Below are 15,904 nucleotides of genomic sequence, written 5' to 3'. Positions count from 1 at the left end.
TCTTGTTGCCCACGCCTTGCCTGGCAGCGTCTCCAGTATTTCGTTGAATTTGAACTTTAACGTTAAGGAGAGTGAACACGATGCCCACGATCGCATTGGTTTTGATCGTGGCCGTGATCGCAGCTGCTGCCGGCATCGGCGGGGGTTATTTTATTGGTTACAACAACCGTAAAAAGACCGCCGAGGCCCAGATCGGCAGCGCCGAAGCCGAGGCGACCCGGCTGGTGAACGAAGCGATCAAGACCGCAGACCAAAAACGAAAAGAAGCTGTTCTGGAAGCAAAGGACGAGGCCTTCCGCCTGAAAGCGGAGGTGGATGCCCAGAAGGCGGAAGCCGACAAGGAGATCAAGCAGCGCCGCGCTGAGATCACCCGTCAGGAGAACCGCATCGACCAGAAGGAAACAGCTCTGGACCGCAAGACCGAAGCTCTGGAGAAAAAAGAAGAAGAGCTGAAGAAGAAGAACGAGGAAGTTGACGCCCATTTGGCGGAGGTGGACGCCATCCGCGCCAAGGAGATGGAGCGGCTGGAAACGCTGGCCGGTCTGAGCCAGGAAGACGCCCGCGAAGTGCTGCTGCACAAGGTGGACGAGGAACTGACCCACGAAAAGGCCGTCCGTGTGGCAGCCTACGAGACCGACCTGAAGGAGAACTGCGACAATCTGGCCCGCAACCTCATCGGGCAGGCCATTGCCCGCTGTGCAGCCGACCATTGCAGCGAGACCACCGTCAGCGTGGTGCCGCTGCCCAGCGATGAGATGAAGGGGCGCATCATCGGCCGCGAGGGCCGCAACATCCGTGCGCTGGAAACGGCCACCGGTGTGGACCTCATCATCGACGATACCCCGGAGGCCATCACCCTGTCCTCCTTCGACCAGACCCGCCGCGAAGTGGCCCGCATGACCCTGGAACGCCTGATCGGCGACGGCCGCATCCACCCCGCCCGCATCGAGGAAACGGTGGAGAAGTGCCGCCACGATCTGGAACTGCAGATGAAGCGCGAGGGCGAGAAGGCCGTGATGGAGCTTGGTATCCATGGCCTGCACCCCGACCTCATCAAGCTCATCGGCCGCCTGAAGTACCGCACCAGCTTCGGCCAGAACGCTCTGACCCACAGCATGGAGGTGGCCTGGCTGGCCGGCCTGCTGGCAGGCGAGATGGGCGTGAACGTCACGCTGGCCCGCCGTGCCGGTCTGCTGCATGATATCGGCAAGGCGCTCGACCACGAGATCGAGGGCAGCCATGTGCAGATCGGTGTGGACATCTGCCGCAAGTACAAGGAGAACACCCAGGTCATCCACGCCATCGAGGCCCACCACGGCGATGTGGAGCCGAAGACCCCGCTGGCCTTCATAATCCAGGCCTGCGACGCCATCAGCGCCGCCCGCCCCGGTGCCCGCCGTGAGAACGTGGAGAGCTATGTCAAGCGTCTGGAGAATCTGGAGGAGATCTCTTCCAGCTTCGAGGGCGTCGAGCAGGCCTTTGCTGTTCAGGCAGGCCGCGAAGTGCGCATCATGGTCAAGCCCGATGTCATCAGCGACGATCAGGTCATCCTGCTGGCCCGCCAGATCGCAAAGAAGATCGAGGACACGCTGGATTACCCCGGCCAGATCAAGGTCAACGTCATCCGCGAGAGCCGCGCCGTCGATTACGCAAAATAAGATCCTTTCCCGAAGCCCGCTGTATGGTTGCAGCGGGCTTCTTTTAGTTAGCTTGAGCGATTCAAAACCACCAGCTAGGCTGGTGGAGTAAAAATGCTTTAGCTATAAGCTTCGAGCGAAGCGAGATGACAAAGAAATTGTCATCTTAGAAGATGCACTTTATGGGCATAGCTCGTTAGAGCGGTAGGGCAAGTAATGCAGATGAAAGATGCTTGCTCGTGGCCCCTTGCAGGGGCTTTGCCAGTAAGGTGCCCTTCTAGGGCTTACTCAAGCCACCGGCTCAGCCGGTGGTTTTGACTGAGGAGAGGGGATACCGTGCCATTGCCATTGTACCATCGCTCAGGCCTGCACTGGCGGGGGAAGATACTCCGGCGGTCGATGCGCACGGCGGGAGTGAGCGGGCGGCCCTCTGCTTACGAGAACGTTCTGCGCGGTTTTTAGTCGATTTTTGAGCCGGACGGTCAAAATGCACAAAAGCAGGGCGGCAAGTTTGGCGGGTCAAGGAGCAAAATTTTAAAGCAATCTATTTGAAAATCGCTTGAAGTGTGGTATTATCTTTGTAAAATATGCCACAAAAACGGAGAGAACGCTCCGTGCGGCGGAAAGAGGGAAAAACCGATATGAAATACGCAAGCAACAACATCCGTAATATCTTGATTGCAGGCCATGCCGGCAGCGGCAAAACGACGCTGACTGAGGCATTGGTCTATTTTTCGGGCGCAGCGGAGCGTATGGGCCGGGTCGAAGACGGCACCACGATTTCGGACTTTGACCCTGAGGAAGCAAAGCGCAAGGCCAGCCTGTCGGCGTCGGTCGTCCCCGTGGAGTACGAGGGCATCAAGTACAACTTCATTGATGCACCGGGCCTGTTCGATTTTGAGGCCGGTGAGTATGAGGGCATCCGGGCTGCGGAGAGTGTGCTGGTGTGTGTCTCCGGCCGCAGCGGCGTGACCGTTGGTGCCGAGAAGGCCTTCCAACTGGCCCGCAAGAACGGCAAAGCCACCATGGTCTTTGTTTCCAAGTGCGACCTGGAAAACGCGAACTACTTCAAGATCCTGGAAGATATGAAGATCCGCTTCGGCTCCACGATCTGCCCCTGCGTCGTCCCGGCCAAGCTCGACGACGGCACCCCAGTGTACATCAATCTGTTCAGCCAGAAGGCCTTCAAGTATGAGGGCGGCAAACAAATCCAGGTGGATCTGCCCGACATCGGCCACCGCTTCCAGGGCCTGATCGAGGCCATGAGCGAGGCCATCGCCGAGACCGACGATGAGCTGATGGAGAAATTCTTCGGCGGTGAGCCCTTCACCACCGAGGAGATCGTCGAGGGAATGCGCAAGGGCGTCAAGGACGGCCTCATCACCCCTGTCTTCTGCGGCAGCGCGGTCAACCAGCAGGCACTGGATATGCTGCTGTTCAACATGCACAAGCTGCTGCCCAGCCCGGAGCACGAGGAGTGCACCATGGCCGAGGACGCCAACGGCGAGTCTGTCGAGCTGCACTGCACCGAATCGGAGCCTACCGCAGCCTACGTCTTCAAGACCGTGGCCGATCCGTTCGTGGGCAAGTTGAGCTATCTGCGCGTCATCAGCGGCAAAGTCACCGCAGGTTTGGCCCTGACCAATGCCCGCACCGGCGACATCGAAAAGATCAACAAGCCCCTGACCGTCATCGGCAAGAAGCAGATTGAGAACGACGGCATCGGTGCCGGTGACATCGGCGCTGTGGCAAAGCTGGTCAGCGCAAAGACCGGCGATACCCTCTGCGATGCTTCCCGCGTGGTCAAACTGCCCGCACCGGTCTTCCCGCTGCCCAGCCTGTTCATGGCCGTCACCGTGGCCAAGAAGGGCGACGAGGGTAAGATCAGCAGTGCGCTGGCCCGCCTGATGGAAGAAGACCCCACCCTGAGCTACGAGAACAACGCCGAGACCCATCAGCAGATCATCGGTGGTCTGGGTGAGCAGCATCTGGACGTCGTCAAGGCCAAGCTGAAGAACAAGTTCGGCGTTGAGATCGGTCTGGAGGCTCCCCGCATCGCCTACCGCGAGTCCATCCGCAAGGCCTGCCAGAAACAGGGCCGTCATAAGAAGCAGACCGGCGGTCATGGCCAGTTCGGCGATGTCGTCATTAACTTCGAGCCCTGCGACAGCGAGCAGGTCGTCTTTGAGGAAAAGGTCTTCGGCGGCAGTGTCCCGAAGAACTTCTTCCCGGCCGTTGAAAAGGGCGTCCGTCTGGCCGCAGAAAAGGGTGTGCTGGCCGGTTATCCTGTGGTCGGCCTGAAGGCCACCCTGCTGGACGGCAGCTACCACCCCGTGGACAGCTCCGAAATGGCTTTCATTATGGCGGCCAAGCTGGCCTATAAGGCCGCGATGCCCGAAGCTGGCCCCGTCATTCTGGAACCCATCCACACCCTGAAAGCGCATGTTCCCAACGACAACACCGGCGATATCATGGGCGACGTCACCAAGCGCCGCGGCCGTGTGCTGGGCATGGAGCCGGATGAGGACGGGATGCAGACCATCATCGCCGAAGTGCCGCTGGCCGAGCTGAGCAGCTTCACCACCTTCATCCGTCAGACCACGCAGGGCCGCGGCTGGTTCACCACCGAGTTTGCCCGCTATGAGATCCTGCCCGAAATGCTGGTGCCCGCCGTCGTCGAGCAGGCCAGAAAGCTGGGCAACCTGGACGAAGCTGCGGATGATTGAGCACAGCGCCCGCTATTTTACCGCCAATTGAACCCAAGCAGTCCGTATTCGCTGCCCGATCTGCCAATGGCTCGCCCTTCGGGAGAGCTGGCATCGCGCAGCGATGACTGAGAGGGTAAACATCAACATCTTCAAGGCCCCGTCGGCAATTCCCTCTGCCGGTGGGGCCTTTTGCAGTTTTTTGCATTGCAGAACCGTCGTTTTTGTTGACAATATCCAGGCTTGCCATTATAATAGAACAGTCAAAATAGCACTCGTGCGCGGCTTTGCGGCTGCGCCAATCCAATAGACAAGGAGAGAATCCCAAAATGGCACAAGAAATCAAGATGTCCGCTGCCGGCCTGAAGGCCGTGCAGGATGAACTGGAATACCTCAAGACCGTCCGCCGCAAGGAGCTGGCAGAAGAGATCAAGGAAGCCCGCAGCCACGGCGACCTGTCGGAGAACAGCGAGTACGATGAGGCCAAGAACACCCAGGGCCTGGTCGAGAACCGCATCACCGAGCTGGAGCAGATGGTCAAGAACGCTGTCGTCATCGACGAGAGCGAGCTGAGCGTGGAGAACGTTGCCGTCGGCACCCATGTCACCATCCTGATGACCGGCGAGGATGAGACCGAGGAGTACGATATCGTCGGCCGCACCGAGGCAGACCCCCTGAGCGGCAAGATCAGCGATGAAAGCCCCGTCGGCCATGCCCTGCTGGGCAAGGCAGTGGGCGAGAAGGCAGAGGTCCTGCTGCCCACCGGCCACACCGTGGAGTACACGGTGCGGAGCATCACCCACGCAGCCAACTGAGCAGAACACGGGAGGAAGCAATGGAAGAACAAAAGAGAAATCCTGCTGCCGGTCTGAGCGAGAGCGAACAGGTGCAGGTGCGCCGCCAGAAGCTGGCCGATCTGCAGGCTGCGGGTCACGACCCGTTCACCCTGACCAAGTTCCCGCAGGATGCCTATTCGGCTGACCTGAAGGAAGAATTCAAGGACCTGCCCAACGAGACCGATTCCGGCAAGAAGGCGGCTCTGGCCGGCCGTATGATGTCCAAGCGCGTCATGGGCAAGGCCAGCTTTGCCCATCTGCGCGACGATAAGGGCGATATCCAGCTGTACGTCCGCCGCGATGAGCTGGGCGAAGAGTCCTACGCTGCGTTCAAGAAGCTGGACGTCGGCGATATCATCGGCGTCAAGGGCGAAGTGTTCCGCACCAAGACCGGTGAGCTGAGCGTCCGCGCGGAAGAGCTCACCCTGCTGGCCAAGAGCCTGCGCCCCCTGCCGGAGAAGTTCCACGGCCTGACCGATACCGAGACCCGTTACCGTCAGCGCTATGTGGACCTCATCGCCAACCCCGAAGTCAAGGAGACCTTCGTCAAGCGCAGCCAGATCCTGAAGGAGATCCGCGCATATCTGGACGAGAAGGGCTTCCTGGAGGTCGATACCCCCATCCTGACTCCGTTTGAGATCGGCGCTTCGGCCCGCCCCTTCTACACCCACCACAACACCCTGAACATGGACATGGTCCTGCGCATCGAGACGGAGCTTTATCTGAAGCGCCTGATTGTCGGCGGCATGGATCGTGTGTATGAGGTCGGTCGCATCTTCCGCAACGAGGGCATGGACCCCAAGCACAACCCGGAGTTCACCACCATCGAGCTGTATCAGGCATTCACCGATTTCCACGGCATGATGGACCTGGTCGAGGAGCTGTACAAGCGCCTGGCCCTCAAGATCTGCGGCGGTATGGTCATCCCGTATCAGGGCAAGCAGATCGACATGGGCCACTGGGAGCGTCTGACCATGATCGAGGCCGTCAAGAAGTATTCCGGCGTGGATTTCAACGACTGGAAGACCGACGAGGATGCCATCGCTGCGGCCAAGGAGCACCACGTCGAGCTGCCCGAAGTGCCCACCAAGGGTGCCATTCTGGCCGAGTTCTTCGACGCTTTCGTCGAGGACAAGCTCATTCAGCCCACCTTCATTTACGATTATCCCGTCGAGATCAGCCCGCTGGCAAAGCGCAAGCCGGATGATCCCGCCTTCACCGAGCGGTTCGAGTATTTCATCGACTGCACCGAGTACGGCAACGCCTTCAGCGAGCTGAACGACCCCATCGACCAGAAGGGCCGCTTCGAGCGCCAGGTCGCCGAGCGTAAGGCCATCGAGCCCGACTGCAAGGCCCAGGTCGATTACGACTACGTCAACGCTCTGGAGTACGGCCTGCCTCCCACGGGCGGCCTCGGCTTCGGCGTGGACCGCCTTGTCATGCTCCTGACCGACAGTGCCTCCATCCGTGATGTGCTGCTGTTCCCCACGATGAAGCCGATTGAGCAGTAAATTTCCAATTTGCAATTAGAAAAGCCTGAAACTTCTTGATGTACCGAGAAGTTTCAGGCTTTTTGTTTACGGCGATTTCCAGCAATTTTTACACCATACGCCAATTTTACGCCAAACGGTGCTAAGATTAATGCAGTGCAAAAAGAGTGTTGTTCCGGTTTGGTGATGAAATTGAAGATGCGGTGGATGGATGTAGGCTCGTAAGGAGATACATCAGAAAACGGATTCATAAATCTGCAAACGGACAGCCGGAACTTTCCACCGGAAGAGAAGTTGAAGTGAAAAATTGGAGGTTACACTTATGAACAAACTGCTTTCCTGCCACTTCAATATGGATACCGACCGGGTGAAAGTCCGGTTCGAGGATGGCACCACCGTTGCCATTGACTGCATCGCCATCGAGGACGAATACGGCAACACCCCGGCACAGCGGGCAGAGCTGGACTGGCTGCTGTACAATAATCCGCTGGAGTATGCTCAGCTTGTGCTGAGTGGGGAGATTGAGCACTATCTGTCACTGGGATGTGAGCATGGCAGGCTGGAAGATTAAGTCCAACATAACAACAAATCCCGGCAGGTGTTCTACAAGGTAGGCACTTGCCGGGATTCGTTTTGTTTGATTTACTTTTCCCTTACTCCATCCACCAGATGAAAATAATCATAATAAGGCGTAGTATAGGTTTCATACCGCCCCACTACGGTAATGGTTGTGCCTTCTTCCGGGTAATCGCCATCGGTCAGCACGAACTCCACTCCCTGCTGGCAGCAGGCAAGCGCATCGTAGATGACGCAGGAATGGTACAGCTCACCAGTCTGCTCATCTGTGTACTCCTGATATTCGCCCGTCATACGAACAATTTTATCGGTGTAGTTCTCCGGGGTAACGAGCATATTGTAAACTTCTGCGTTCACAACCGTATCGCTGAGTAAGGTCAGGTCAATGTCTGCATCCATACCGGTGTGAATATCGCTTGCGCCAGCAGTGCTGCTTTCCGGGAGCTGCACAGAATGTTCCGGGGCGGGTGCAGTAACAGCACTAGAAGATGCAGACTCCGGCAAGACCGTCGCCACGGAAGATGCCGCTTCGGGCTTTGCACCGCAGGCGGTCAATGCAGCGGCGGCACAGAGCAGCAGAAAGCCCTTCAAAAGTCGTTTCATGATGCCCTCCCCAGCAGTTTTCCGGCCAGACAGCACAGGCCAAACGCCGCCATGTCAACCGCAACAATGGTCGAACCAACCGGCGTTCCGGCCAGGACGGAAGCCACGATGCCCACAAAGGCACAGCTCACGGACAATACCGCTGAGCAGATGGTGACAGCGCGGAAATTCTTGCACAGGCGCATGGCCGAAAGAGCCGGAAAAATCACCAGTGCAGAAATCAGCAGAGAGCCGACAAGGTTCATGGCCAGCACAATGATGACGGCAATGACAATGGCAATCAGCAGATTGTATCCGTTTGCATTGGTTCCGACGGCCTGTGCAAAGGTTTCGTCAAAGGTGACTGCAAAGATCTTGTTGTAGAACAGCATAAACACTGCGACCACGATGATGGAAAGCCCGATGCAGAGCCAAACTTCCGATTTTGTCAGGGTCAGGATCGAGGTAGAGCCGAACAGGGTGCTGCACACATCGCCAGACAGATTCGCCGAGGTCGAGAACAGATTCATCAGCAGATAGCCCATTGCAAGCGCGCCAACGGACACCATAGCAATGGCAGCGTCACCTTTGATTTGGGTGTTTTGTCCGGTATGCAGCAACAGGACCGCGCAGGCCACAGTCACGGCCAGCGTCAGCGGCATATGGTCGGACATTCCCAGCACGGTCGCAATGGCCATGCCGCCGAACGCCACATGAGAAAGGCCATCTCCGATAAAGGAAAACCGTTTCAGCACCAGCGTCACGCCCAGCAGCGAAGAACACAGGGCAATCAGAACGCCCACGATGAGCGCATAGCGGACAAAGGGATAGTTCCAGTAAAAGATCAGCTTTTCCAACACATTCATACGGCACCGCCTTTCCCAGCCGCAAACAGCCGCCCCTGCGGGCTTTGCAGATACGCTTCCCGTGTGCCGAAAAAGATCGTTTCACCAACATGAAGAATGTGGCTTGCGTAGCAAACCGCAGCCTGAATATCGTGGGAGATCATCAGGACGGTAATGCCCTCCTGCTGGTTCAGTTTTTCAATCAGATGGTACATTTCCGTAGTCACTTTTGGGTCAAGACCGGAAACAGGCTCGTCCAGAAGCAGCATTTTCCGGGTAGCGCAGAGGGCGCGCGCCAGCAAGACGCGCTGCTGCTGACCGCCGGAAAGCTCCCGGTAACAGCATTTTGCCAGCGATCCGATCTGCATTTTGTGCATGGCATCCTGCGCAAGCTGCTTTTCCTCTCGACTGTAAAATGGGCGGAGTCCACAACGGCTCTGGCAACCAGACAGCACGATTTCCTGCACCGACGCTGGAAAATCCCTCTGCACGATGGTCTGCTGAGGCAGATAGCCGATCTCGTTCCGGCGCAGGCCATCGCCCATCTCGATTTGCCCGGAAATAGGCTGCTGCAAACCGAGCAGAGTTTTCATCAAGGTACTTTTTCCTGCACCGTTTTCACCAACTACACAAAGATAGTCGCCTGTGTGGATCTCAAAGTTCAGAGGATCCAGAATGGCCTTTCCCTCATAGCCAACGAGAAGGTTCTTACAAATGAGCTGAGACATGACGGTTCCTTCCTTTAGTTCAGAGCCTGTTTCAGCACATCCAGATTGCTTTCCATCACGGAAAGGTAGGTCGTGCCGTTTGCCACATCGGTGGATGTGGTGGACTGCATGGAATCCAGCGTCAGGATGGACTGATTCTTTTCGGCGGTATTCTGCACGATAGTTTCGGCAATTTTGTGCTGTGCGCCCTCAATGGTCAGTACACAGGGCAGTCTCAGTTCATCCACTTTGCCAGCAAGGAAAGAAATGGTCTCAAAGCTGGCTTCCGTTTCCGCAGAGCAGCCTGCAAACGCGGCATAATAGCTCAGACCGTAATCGTCCACCAGATAGCGGAACGGGAAACGGTCGCCGAACAGCACAGTTTTCCGGGCGGCATTGTCCGCCACCGTCTGATATTCGCCATCCAGAGCGGCCAGCTTTTCCAGATAGGATGCAGCGTTGGCAGCATAGGCATCTTTGTTAGCCGGGTCGATCTCTTCCAGTGCATCGGTGATCGCATTGCAGAGAGTTTCAGCGTTCTTCAGCGACAGCCAGACGTGTTCATCGTACTCCGGCTCATTTTCGTCCTCGGATTCTTCTTCCTCGGCCTCCATGCCTTCTACGACTTCTTCCTCTTTTACCTGTTCGCCCAGCACATCCAGCAGGTTGATGACCTGCATCTCCTTATTGGTGGCTTCTTTCAAGGCATCTTCCACCCAGCCATCCGATTCGCCGCCAACATAGATGAACAAGTCACAGTCCGAGATTTTAATAATATCATCTGCGGTGGGCTGATAACTGTGCAAATCTACGCCGTTGTCCAGAAGCATGGTAACTTCGGCATGATCGGCCTTATCGCCGAGAATTTCGCGCACCCAGTCATACTCCGGGAAAATAGTCGTGACGATTTTCAGCGGCTTGCTGCCACTCTGTGATGCGGATGATGCAGAAATGGACGAGGATTCGGCCTTTCCGCAGCCGCCCAAAATACCAGCAGCCAGCAAAAGGCAAAAAAATACAGCGAATATACGTTTGAGTTTTTTCATGGAAATGCGCCCATTGCCCTCTCTTCTTGAATTTGCAACTTGGTTGCAAATTGAATTATAGCAAGGCAACATTGGATTGTCAAGTGGAAATTTTTGTAGACACTACGTTTATCGGAAAGTTGTTGTCAGGAGGGCTGGTGTCGTCCAACCCTCTCTCTTTTTGCCAAAGTTTCCCTCTCACATGACCGTAACACAGCAGGCTGGAAGAATCACAAAAAAGGCTGCGGCACAAAACAACGTGCCGCAGCCTTTTCCCGCTTTCATACTCTTTTATAATACCATGAACAAAGTCCCCGCAGCAATGAGCGCACAGCCGATCAGGCTTTTGGCCGTGAACGGCTCATGCAGGATGAAAAATGCCAGAGCCAGCGTGATGACCACGCTCAGTTTATCAATGGGGACCACCTTGGACGCTGCACCGATCTGCAAGGCGTGGTAATAGCACAGCCAGCTTGCACCGGTGGCAAGGCCGGATAGGATCAGGAACAGCCAGCTTTTGTGAGAAATATCCCCGATGCCGGTCTGCGTCCCGGTCAGAAACACCATGCCCCAGCTCATCAGGAGCACAACGGCGGTGCGAATGGCCGTGGCCAGCGTGGAGTTCACGCCGTCAATGCCGATCTTCGCAAGAATGGAAGTCAGTGCGGCAAATACCGCAGAGCCCAGCGCAAAAACAAACCACATAAAATAGTCTCCTTTTCCTCACACTGCCATGGAATGAAGGTCGGCGTGGGCGCGGCTGGTATGACGGCCGCTGTGGGGCCGCTCTGTGCTCCCTGCGTTTTCATGCGGGGGATGCAGATCAGATCAGATCACATAATCATTTCCCGCCTGCTCCGGTGCGGCGAGGTCGGCGAGGGTGATCTTGCCGAAGTAGTCGGCGATGAGGTCGTTCAGACCTTTCCACATTGTATAGGTGCGGCAGTTGGCCATCCGCTCGCAGGCCGGGGCTCCCGGCGTCAGGCAGCTCACCGGGGCAAGGCTGCCCTCCGTCAGCAGCAGGATCTCCGCCACCGTGTACTGGTCCGGGCTGCGGGTCAGGCGGTAGCCGCCGCCCTTGCCGCGCAGCCCTTCCAGAAAGCCGTTCTGCACCAGGACTTTCAGGATGTTCTCCAGATATTTTTCCGAGATATCCTGCCGCGCGGCGACCTCCTTCAGCGGGACATAGCGTTCGGCCTGATGCTCGGCCAGGTCGATCATCACACGCAGCGCATAGCGGCCTTTGGTTGAAACGATCATAGTGCACTCCTTATTGTATAGCAACCTCTCCGTCTCACCGTTGGTCCTGCGGAAATGGGCAGCAGCCGCAGGCGACAACGCCGTAGAGCGGCCCGCCCGACCTCCGAACAGGGGAGATGTCACCGCAGGGGAGGGAGAAATTTTGATTTTAACCTATTATACAATGGGGTTTATAACTTTTCAATCTGTTTTTTGCACTTTTCCATTGACAACCGGGGGAAAGAGGGCTATAATACCATCAAACCCATAAACGATGTTGGTTTGCAGGGAATATGGAGAGACGAAATCGTTCCGGGCCGGGTGCCCGCAGAGGGAGGAACATTCTTATGAGCAAGATTTATACGTCCGCAGATCAGCTGATCGGTCACACTCCGCTGCTGGAGCTGACCCACATCGAGAAGCAGGAGGACCTGAAGGCCACCATCCTGGCAAAGCTGGAATACTTCAACCCGGCGGGTTCGGTCAAAGACCGCATCGCCAAGAAGATGATCGACGATGCAGAAGCCACCGGCAAGCTGAAGCCTGGTTCCGTCATCATTGAGCCGACCTCCGGCAACACCGGCATCGGTCTGGCCGCTGTGGCGGCGGCCAAGGGATACCGCATCATCATCGTCATGCCGGAGACCATGAGCGTGGAGCGCCGCCAGCTGATGAAGGCTTACGGCGCAGAGCTGGTCCTGAGCGAGGGTGCCAAGGGCATGAAGGGTGCCATTGCCAAGGCCGATGAGCTGGCAAAGGAGATCCCGAACGCCTTCATCCCCGGTCAGTTCGTCAACCCGGCCAACCCCAAGGCGCACATTGAGACCACCGGCCCGGAGATCTGGGAAGACACCGACGGCGAAGTGGACATCTTCGTGGCAGGCGTCGGCACCGGCGGCACCGTCACCGGTGTGGGCCAGTACCTCAAGAGCAAGAACCCCGGCGTCAAGGTCGTGGCCGTGGAGCCTGCATCCTCTCCGGTGCTGAGCCAGGGCGTTGCAGGCGCACACAAGATCCAGGGCATCGGTGCCGGTTTCGTCCCCGCTGTGCTGGACACCAAGGTCTACGATGAGATCATCCCCGTCACCAACGAAGACGCCTTTGCGACCGGCCGTCTGATCGGCCACAAGGAGGGCGTTCTGGTGGGCATCTCCTCCGGTGCAGCTGTCTGGGCTGCTCTGGAGCTGGCAAAGCGCCCCGAAAACGCAGGCAAGAAGATCGTTGTCCTCCTGCCCGATACCGGCGACCGCTACCTGTCCACGCCGCTGTTCGCCGAATAACCCGCAAGATAGAGCAATGCCGCTGCGCAAAACAGATGCGCGGCGGCATTTTTTGTGCTACAATAGAGACATCTTAACACTGTGAGGTCTTCTATGAACTATTACGCTGCCCCGATGGAGGGGCTGACCGACCGCATCTGGCGGCAGGTGCACCAGAAATGGTTTGGCGCAGCCGATGCGCCCACGCGCTACTATGCGCCGTTCCTGTCGCCGCCGGAAAACCGCGTCCTCATCCCGAAAAAGATGGCGGAGCTGGCCCCGGAGGCCAATGCAGGCACGGTCGTCATCCCGCAGCTGCTGGCCAGAGACGGCGAACTGGCCGCCTGGATGATCGGCGAAGTGCGGAAGCTGGGCTACACGGAGGTCAACCTGAACTTCGGCTGCCCCTCTGGCACGGTGACGGCCAAGGGCAAGGGAGCCGGGATGCTGCGGGACCCCGCCCGGCTGGACGCTTTTCTGGACGCCGTCTTTTCGGCGGTGGAGGGGCCGGTTTCGGTCAAGACCCGCATCGGCGTCCAGAAGCCGGAGGAGTTTGCGGCTCTGCTGGATATCTACGATCACTATCCCATCTGCGAGCTGACCATCCATCCCCGCGTGATGAAGCAGCTGTACCGGGGCGAGGCCGACCGTGCCGCCTTTGCTGCGGCGCTGCCGGAGTGCCGGATGCCGGTCTGCTACAACGGCGATGTCACGACGCCGGAAGAACTGCACACGCTAGAAGCGGAGTTCCCGCAGCTGTCGGGCATCATGGTGGGGCGGGGGCTCATCGCAGACCCGGCACTGTTCCGCCGCGCGCGGGGCGGCGCACCGGCTTCCAGAGAGGAACTGCGCGGCTACTGCGACGACCTCTACCACGGCTACACCGAGGCCTTTGGCGCGGCCAGCTGTGCCGTCAGCCGGATGAAGGCGCACTGGTTCTATCTCATCCATCGGTTCGAAGGGGCCGACCCGCTGGAAAAGCCTCTCCGCAAGGCCCGCGAGGGGTGGGAGTATGAGACGGTGGTGAACCAGATCTTTACGCGGCAGCTGAAATAAATAAAAAACAGCCCGCCGTCTTCTGCGAGACAGCGGGCCGGAAAGGACAAAGCGGATCAGACGTTCAGGTAGCTGCGGAGCAGAGCCTGCAGCAGATCGTCCCGGTCAACTTTACGGATGAGGGAGCGGGCTCCTTTGTAGGTCGTGATATAAGTGGGATCTTCGGACAGGATGTAGCCCACCAGCTGATTGACCGGATTGTAGCCTTTTTCCTTCAATGCGTCGTACACTTGCTGTACGATCTCATGAATTTCGTCGTCCTTTTTGTCGTGGATCGAAAAAATAGCAGTTGCGTCGCCCACGCAGTACACCCCCTTCGGTATTTCTATCCACGCCCAAAGCGGAAGTGGAACTAGAACTATAGTTCATTGTACACGAAGCGAGTGTAAACTTCAAGATTCCAGACTCTATTTGCACATATTCACCAAAATCAACGGAAATTTTAAGTCAAAACAACGGGGCGTTTGCCCTGGAAAGGGGAGGATTTCATGCTGTTCGGGGTAGGATGTGATCTTTGTGAGGTGGCACGGATGGAAAAAAGCCTGTTTGGGGCGCACGGGGCGGCGTTTGAGGCGCGGGTGTTTGGCACCGGGGAGCGGCAGGCGCTTGCGCTGGCCGAGTGTCGGGCCGACCCTTCCGCCCGCAGGTGCACCCACAGAGCCGCCAGCGCCGCTGCGGATTTTGCGGCGAAGGAAGCCTTCCTCAAGGCGGCGGGCACCGGCCTGCGGGAGCCGTTTTCGCTCTGCGAGATCGAGGTGCTGCGCCTGCCCTCCGGGGCACCGGTGTATCGCTTCTCCGGCCGGACGGCGGCCTGGGTGGAGGAGCATCACGTGACGGCCCGCCTTTCCCTCAGCCACGACGGCGGTATGGCGCTGGCGTTCTGCGTCCTGGAACAGGCGGAAACCTGATCCACTCCGCTGCATAAAATGGAAGAAAGCCCCCGCGTGCATACCGCTGCCCGGCACAGCCCATACTAGAGGCAGACAGGGAGGGTTGATTCCATGGAAGTACACAGAGGAGAAGTTTTCTACGCAGACCTTTCGCCGGTGGTGGGGTCCGAGCAGGGCGGCATCCGGCCGGTGCTCATCGTGCAGAACGAGATCGGAAACCGCCACAGCCCCACCGTCATCGCGGCGGCCATTACATCCCGGCTGGACAAAGCCCGCCTGCCCACCCATATCAATATCCGGGCAGCGGACACCGGCCTCGCCAAGGACAGCGTCGTGCTGCTGGAGCAGATCCGCACGCTGGACAAACACCGCCTGCGGGAGCGCGCAGGGCAGATCACGCCGGAAGACCAGAAACGGGTCGATCAGGCACTGGATGTCAGCCTGGGGCTGGATGCCTACTGAAGATGTGAAACCAGAAAAGGGACTGCCGGTTCGGGCAGTCCCTTTTCTGGTTTTGGGTCAGTCTTCGTTTTTCAGGGTGCTCTCGGCGTCGTGGAGCAGGGCATACTCGCGGATCTTTTCCAGCGTCTGCTCGCTGAGGATATGCTCTGCCTTGCAGGCGTCCTCTGCGGCGATGTCCTCTTCCACGCCCAGCTGCACGAAGAAGTGGGTCAGCAGCCGGTGGCGGCTGTAAATGCGCTCGGCGATCTCGCGGCCCGGCTCCAGCAGGGTCAGGTTACCCTCACCGTCCACCGCAATGTAGCCGTTCTCCCGCAGCTTTTTCATCGCGATGCTGACGCTGGCTTTGGTGTAGCCCAGTTCGTTGACCACGTCGATGGAACGGACGCGGCCCATCCTCTGATTCAGCATCAGGATCGTTTCAAGGTAATCTTCTGCGGATTGGTGGATCTGCATGGTTGTCGGCCTCCTGCCTTTCTTGATTTCCGGCCCGGAGCAGAAAAACGCACATCGGTTCGGTTTGTTATAGGATACCACATTCTGCCGGGGGATGCAAGTCGTTCGACGGAAGTTTGCTAAAACAAACTGAGCTTCTTCT

Annotated in this window: 18 protein-coding genes; 10 read left to right on the top strand and 8 right to left on the bottom strand. The window is 57.9% G+C overall.

Annotated features, from left to right (window positions below):
• Window positions 1–80: 80 nt before the first annotated feature.
• From rny to I5P96_RS12560, 5 genes are all read left to right on the top strand, one after another.
• On the top strand, window positions 81–1,658 hold the full coding sequence (rny, locus tag I5P96_RS12580; RefSeq protein WP_223382438.1) for a ribonuclease Y: 1,578 nt from the start codon (window positions 81–83) through the stop codon (window positions 1,656–1,658).
• A gap of 620 nt (window positions 1,659–2,278) precedes the next feature.
• Window positions 2,279–4,363, top strand: coding sequence for an elongation factor G (locus I5P96_RS12575; protein ID WP_223382436.1), 2,085 nt, complete (start codon window positions 2,279–2,281; stop codon window positions 4,361–4,363).
• A gap of 308 nt (window positions 4,364–4,671) precedes the next feature.
• Entirely contained in the window at window positions 4,672–5,157 is a 486-nt protein-coding gene (greA, locus tag I5P96_RS12570) for a transcription elongation factor GreA (protein WP_118552388.1), read from the top strand.
• Between the two features lie 20 nt (window positions 5,158–5,177).
• The gene (gene lysS / locus I5P96_RS12565; protein WP_223382434.1) at window positions 5,178–6,689 is read left to right on the top strand and encodes a lysine--tRNA ligase; all 1,512 of its coding nucleotides are present in this window, start codon (window positions 5,178–5,180) and stop codon (window positions 6,687–6,689) included.
• A gap of 301 nt (window positions 6,690–6,990) precedes the next feature.
• On the top strand, window positions 6,991–7,239 hold the full coding sequence (locus I5P96_RS12560) for a DUF6061 family protein (RefSeq protein ID WP_223382432.1): 249 nt from the start codon (window positions 6,991–6,993) through the stop codon (window positions 7,237–7,239).
• A gap of 71 nt (window positions 7,240–7,310) precedes the next feature.
• Here I5P96_RS12560 and I5P96_RS12555 read toward each other — a convergent pair whose 3' ends face one another.
• Genes I5P96_RS12555 through I5P96_RS12540 form a run of 4 tightly spaced genes read right to left on the bottom strand, consistent with a single transcriptional unit; the run spans window position 7,311 to window position 10,253 of the window.
• A complete protein-coding gene (locus I5P96_RS12555) occupies window positions 7,311–7,847 on the bottom strand; it encodes a hypothetical protein (protein ID WP_118552450.1) in 537 nt (178 codons plus the stop codon).
• A complete protein-coding gene (locus I5P96_RS12550; protein WP_118552452.1) occupies window positions 7,844–8,692 on the bottom strand; it encodes a metal ABC transporter permease in 849 nt (282 codons plus the stop codon). Before I5P96_RS12550 ends, I5P96_RS12555 begins: the two co-directional genes overlap by 4 nt.
• On the bottom strand, window positions 8,689–9,399 hold the full coding sequence (locus tag I5P96_RS12545; RefSeq protein ID WP_223382430.1) for a metal ABC transporter ATP-binding protein: 711 nt from the start codon (window positions 9,397–9,399) through the stop codon (window positions 8,689–8,691). Before I5P96_RS12545 ends, I5P96_RS12550 begins: the two co-directional genes overlap by 4 nt.
• Window positions 9,400–9,413: 14 nt before the next feature.
• A complete protein-coding gene (locus I5P96_RS12540; RefSeq protein WP_411703333.1) occupies window positions 9,414–10,253 on the bottom strand; it encodes a metal ABC transporter substrate-binding protein in 840 nt (279 codons plus the stop codon).
• A gap of 25 nt (window positions 10,254–10,278) precedes the next feature.
• Here I5P96_RS12540 and I5P96_RS12535 point away from each other — a divergent pair, with 25 nt between their 5' ends.
• Window positions 10,279–10,485 carry a hypothetical protein gene (locus I5P96_RS12535; RefSeq protein WP_223383775.1) on the top strand — a complete coding sequence of 69 codons (207 nt, stop codon included), beginning with the start codon at window positions 10,279–10,281 and terminating at the stop codon, window positions 10,483–10,485.
• Between the two features lie 209 nt (window positions 10,486–10,694).
• Here the strand turns inward: I5P96_RS12535 and I5P96_RS12530 are convergent, their stop codons facing one another.
• Together I5P96_RS12530 and I5P96_RS12525 are read right to left on the bottom strand one after the other, a co-directional pair.
• Complete coding sequence (locus I5P96_RS12530; protein WP_207685977.1) at window positions 10,695–11,108, bottom strand: EamA family transporter; 414 nt, start codon at window positions 11,106–11,108, stop codon at window positions 10,695–10,697.
• Window positions 11,109–11,231: 123 nt separating this feature from the next.
• Window positions 11,232–11,663, bottom strand: a complete 432-nt coding sequence (locus I5P96_RS12525; protein ID WP_097791649.1) for an RrF2 family transcriptional regulator — start codon at window positions 11,661–11,663, stop codon at window positions 11,232–11,234.
• 326 nt (window positions 11,664–11,989) lie between these two features.
• Here I5P96_RS12525 and cysK point away from each other — a divergent pair, with 326 nt between their 5' ends.
• Entirely contained in the window at window positions 11,990–12,922 is a 933-nt protein-coding gene (cysK, locus tag I5P96_RS12520; protein WP_223382426.1) for a cysteine synthase A, read from the top strand.
• A 93-nt stretch (window positions 12,923–13,015) separates the two neighbouring features.
• Entirely contained in the window at window positions 13,016–13,957 is a 942-nt protein-coding gene (locus I5P96_RS12515) for a tRNA dihydrouridine synthase (protein WP_223382424.1), read from the top strand.
• A 56-nt stretch (window positions 13,958–14,013) separates the two neighbouring features.
• Here I5P96_RS12515 and I5P96_RS12510 read toward each other — a convergent pair whose 3' ends face one another.
• Window positions 14,014–14,259, bottom strand: coding sequence for an IreB family regulatory phosphoprotein (locus I5P96_RS12510; protein WP_097791652.1), 246 nt, complete (start codon window positions 14,257–14,259; stop codon window positions 14,014–14,016).
• Window positions 14,260–14,445: 186 nt separating this feature from the next.
• Here I5P96_RS12510 and I5P96_RS12505 point away from each other — a divergent pair, with 186 nt between their 5' ends.
• Window positions 14,446–14,865, top strand: coding sequence for a holo-ACP synthase (locus I5P96_RS12505; RefSeq protein WP_118552466.1), 420 nt, complete (start codon window positions 14,446–14,448; stop codon window positions 14,863–14,865).
• Window positions 14,866–14,958: 93 nt separating this feature from the next.
• The gene (locus tag I5P96_RS12500) at window positions 14,959–15,309 is read left to right on the top strand and encodes a type II toxin-antitoxin system PemK/MazF family toxin (RefSeq protein WP_097791654.1); all 351 of its coding nucleotides are present in this window, start codon (window positions 14,959–14,961) and stop codon (window positions 15,307–15,309) included.
• Window positions 15,310–15,366: 57 nt separating this feature from the next.
• Here the strand turns inward: I5P96_RS12500 and I5P96_RS12495 are convergent, their stop codons facing one another.
• On the bottom strand, window positions 15,367–15,762 hold the full coding sequence (locus tag I5P96_RS12495; protein ID WP_097791655.1) for a metal-dependent transcriptional regulator: 396 nt from the start codon (window positions 15,760–15,762) through the stop codon (window positions 15,367–15,369).
• Window positions 15,763–15,904: the final 142 nt, after the last annotated feature.

The sequence above is a fragment of the Faecalibacterium prausnitzii genome, assembly GCF_019967995.1.
Lineage (GTDB): Bacteria > Bacillota > Clostridia > Oscillospirales > Ruminococcaceae > Faecalibacterium > Faecalibacterium prausnitzii_E.
The sequence above is the reverse complement of the archived record's forward strand: the minus strand, read 5'-3'. Positions and strand labels throughout refer to the sequence as shown.

Bases quoted from the DNA above. Each gene is read 5' to 3' on its own strand.
- I5P96_RS12545 (WP_223382430.1), bottom strand. From the start codon at position 9,399: ATGTCTCAGCTCATTTGTAAGAACCTTCTCGTTGGCTATGAGGGAAAG.
- I5P96_RS12555 (WP_118552450.1), bottom strand. From the start codon at position 7,847: ATGAAACGACTTTTGAAGGGCTTTCTGCTGCTCTGTGCCGCCGCTGCA.
- I5P96_RS12500 (WP_097791654.1), top strand. From the start codon at position 14,959: ATGGAAGTACACAGAGGAGAAGTTTTCTACGCAGACCTTTCGCCGGTG.
- I5P96_RS12550 (WP_118552452.1), bottom strand. From the start codon at position 8,692: ATGAATGTGTTGGAAAAGCTGATCTTTTACTGGAACTATCCCTTTGTC.
- I5P96_RS12515 (WP_223382424.1), top strand. From the start codon at position 13,016: ATGAACTATTACGCTGCCCCGATGGAGGGGCTGACCGACCGCATCTGG.
- I5P96_RS12560 (WP_223382432.1), top strand. From the start codon at position 6,991: ATGAACAAACTGCTTTCCTGCCACTTCAATATGGATACCGACCGGGTG.
- I5P96_RS12575 (WP_223382436.1), top strand. From the start codon at position 2,279: ATGAAATACGCAAGCAACAACATCCGTAATATCTTGATTGCAGGCCAT.
- greA (WP_118552388.1), top strand. From the start codon at position 4,672: ATGGCACAAGAAATCAAGATGTCCGCTGCCGGCCTGAAGGCCGTGCAG.
- rny (WP_223382438.1), top strand. From the start codon at position 81: ATGCCCACGATCGCATTGGTTTTGATCGTGGCCGTGATCGCAGCTGCT.
- I5P96_RS12505 (WP_118552466.1), top strand. From the start codon at position 14,446: ATGCTGTTCGGGGTAGGATGTGATCTTTGTGAGGTGGCACGGATGGAA.
- I5P96_RS12495 (WP_097791655.1), bottom strand. From the start codon at position 15,762: ATGCAGATCCACCAATCCGCAGAAGATTACCTTGAAACGATCCTGATG.
- lysS (WP_223382434.1), top strand. From the start codon at position 5,178: ATGGAAGAACAAAAGAGAAATCCTGCTGCCGGTCTGAGCGAGAGCGAA.
- I5P96_RS12525 (WP_097791649.1), bottom strand. From the start codon at position 11,663: ATGATCGTTTCAACCAAAGGCCGCTATGCGCTGCGTGTGATGATCGAC.
- I5P96_RS12530 (WP_207685977.1), bottom strand. From the start codon at position 11,108: ATGTGGTTTGTTTTTGCGCTGGGCTCTGCGGTATTTGCCGCACTGACT.
- cysK (WP_223382426.1), top strand. From the start codon at position 11,990: ATGAGCAAGATTTATACGTCCGCAGATCAGCTGATCGGTCACACTCCG.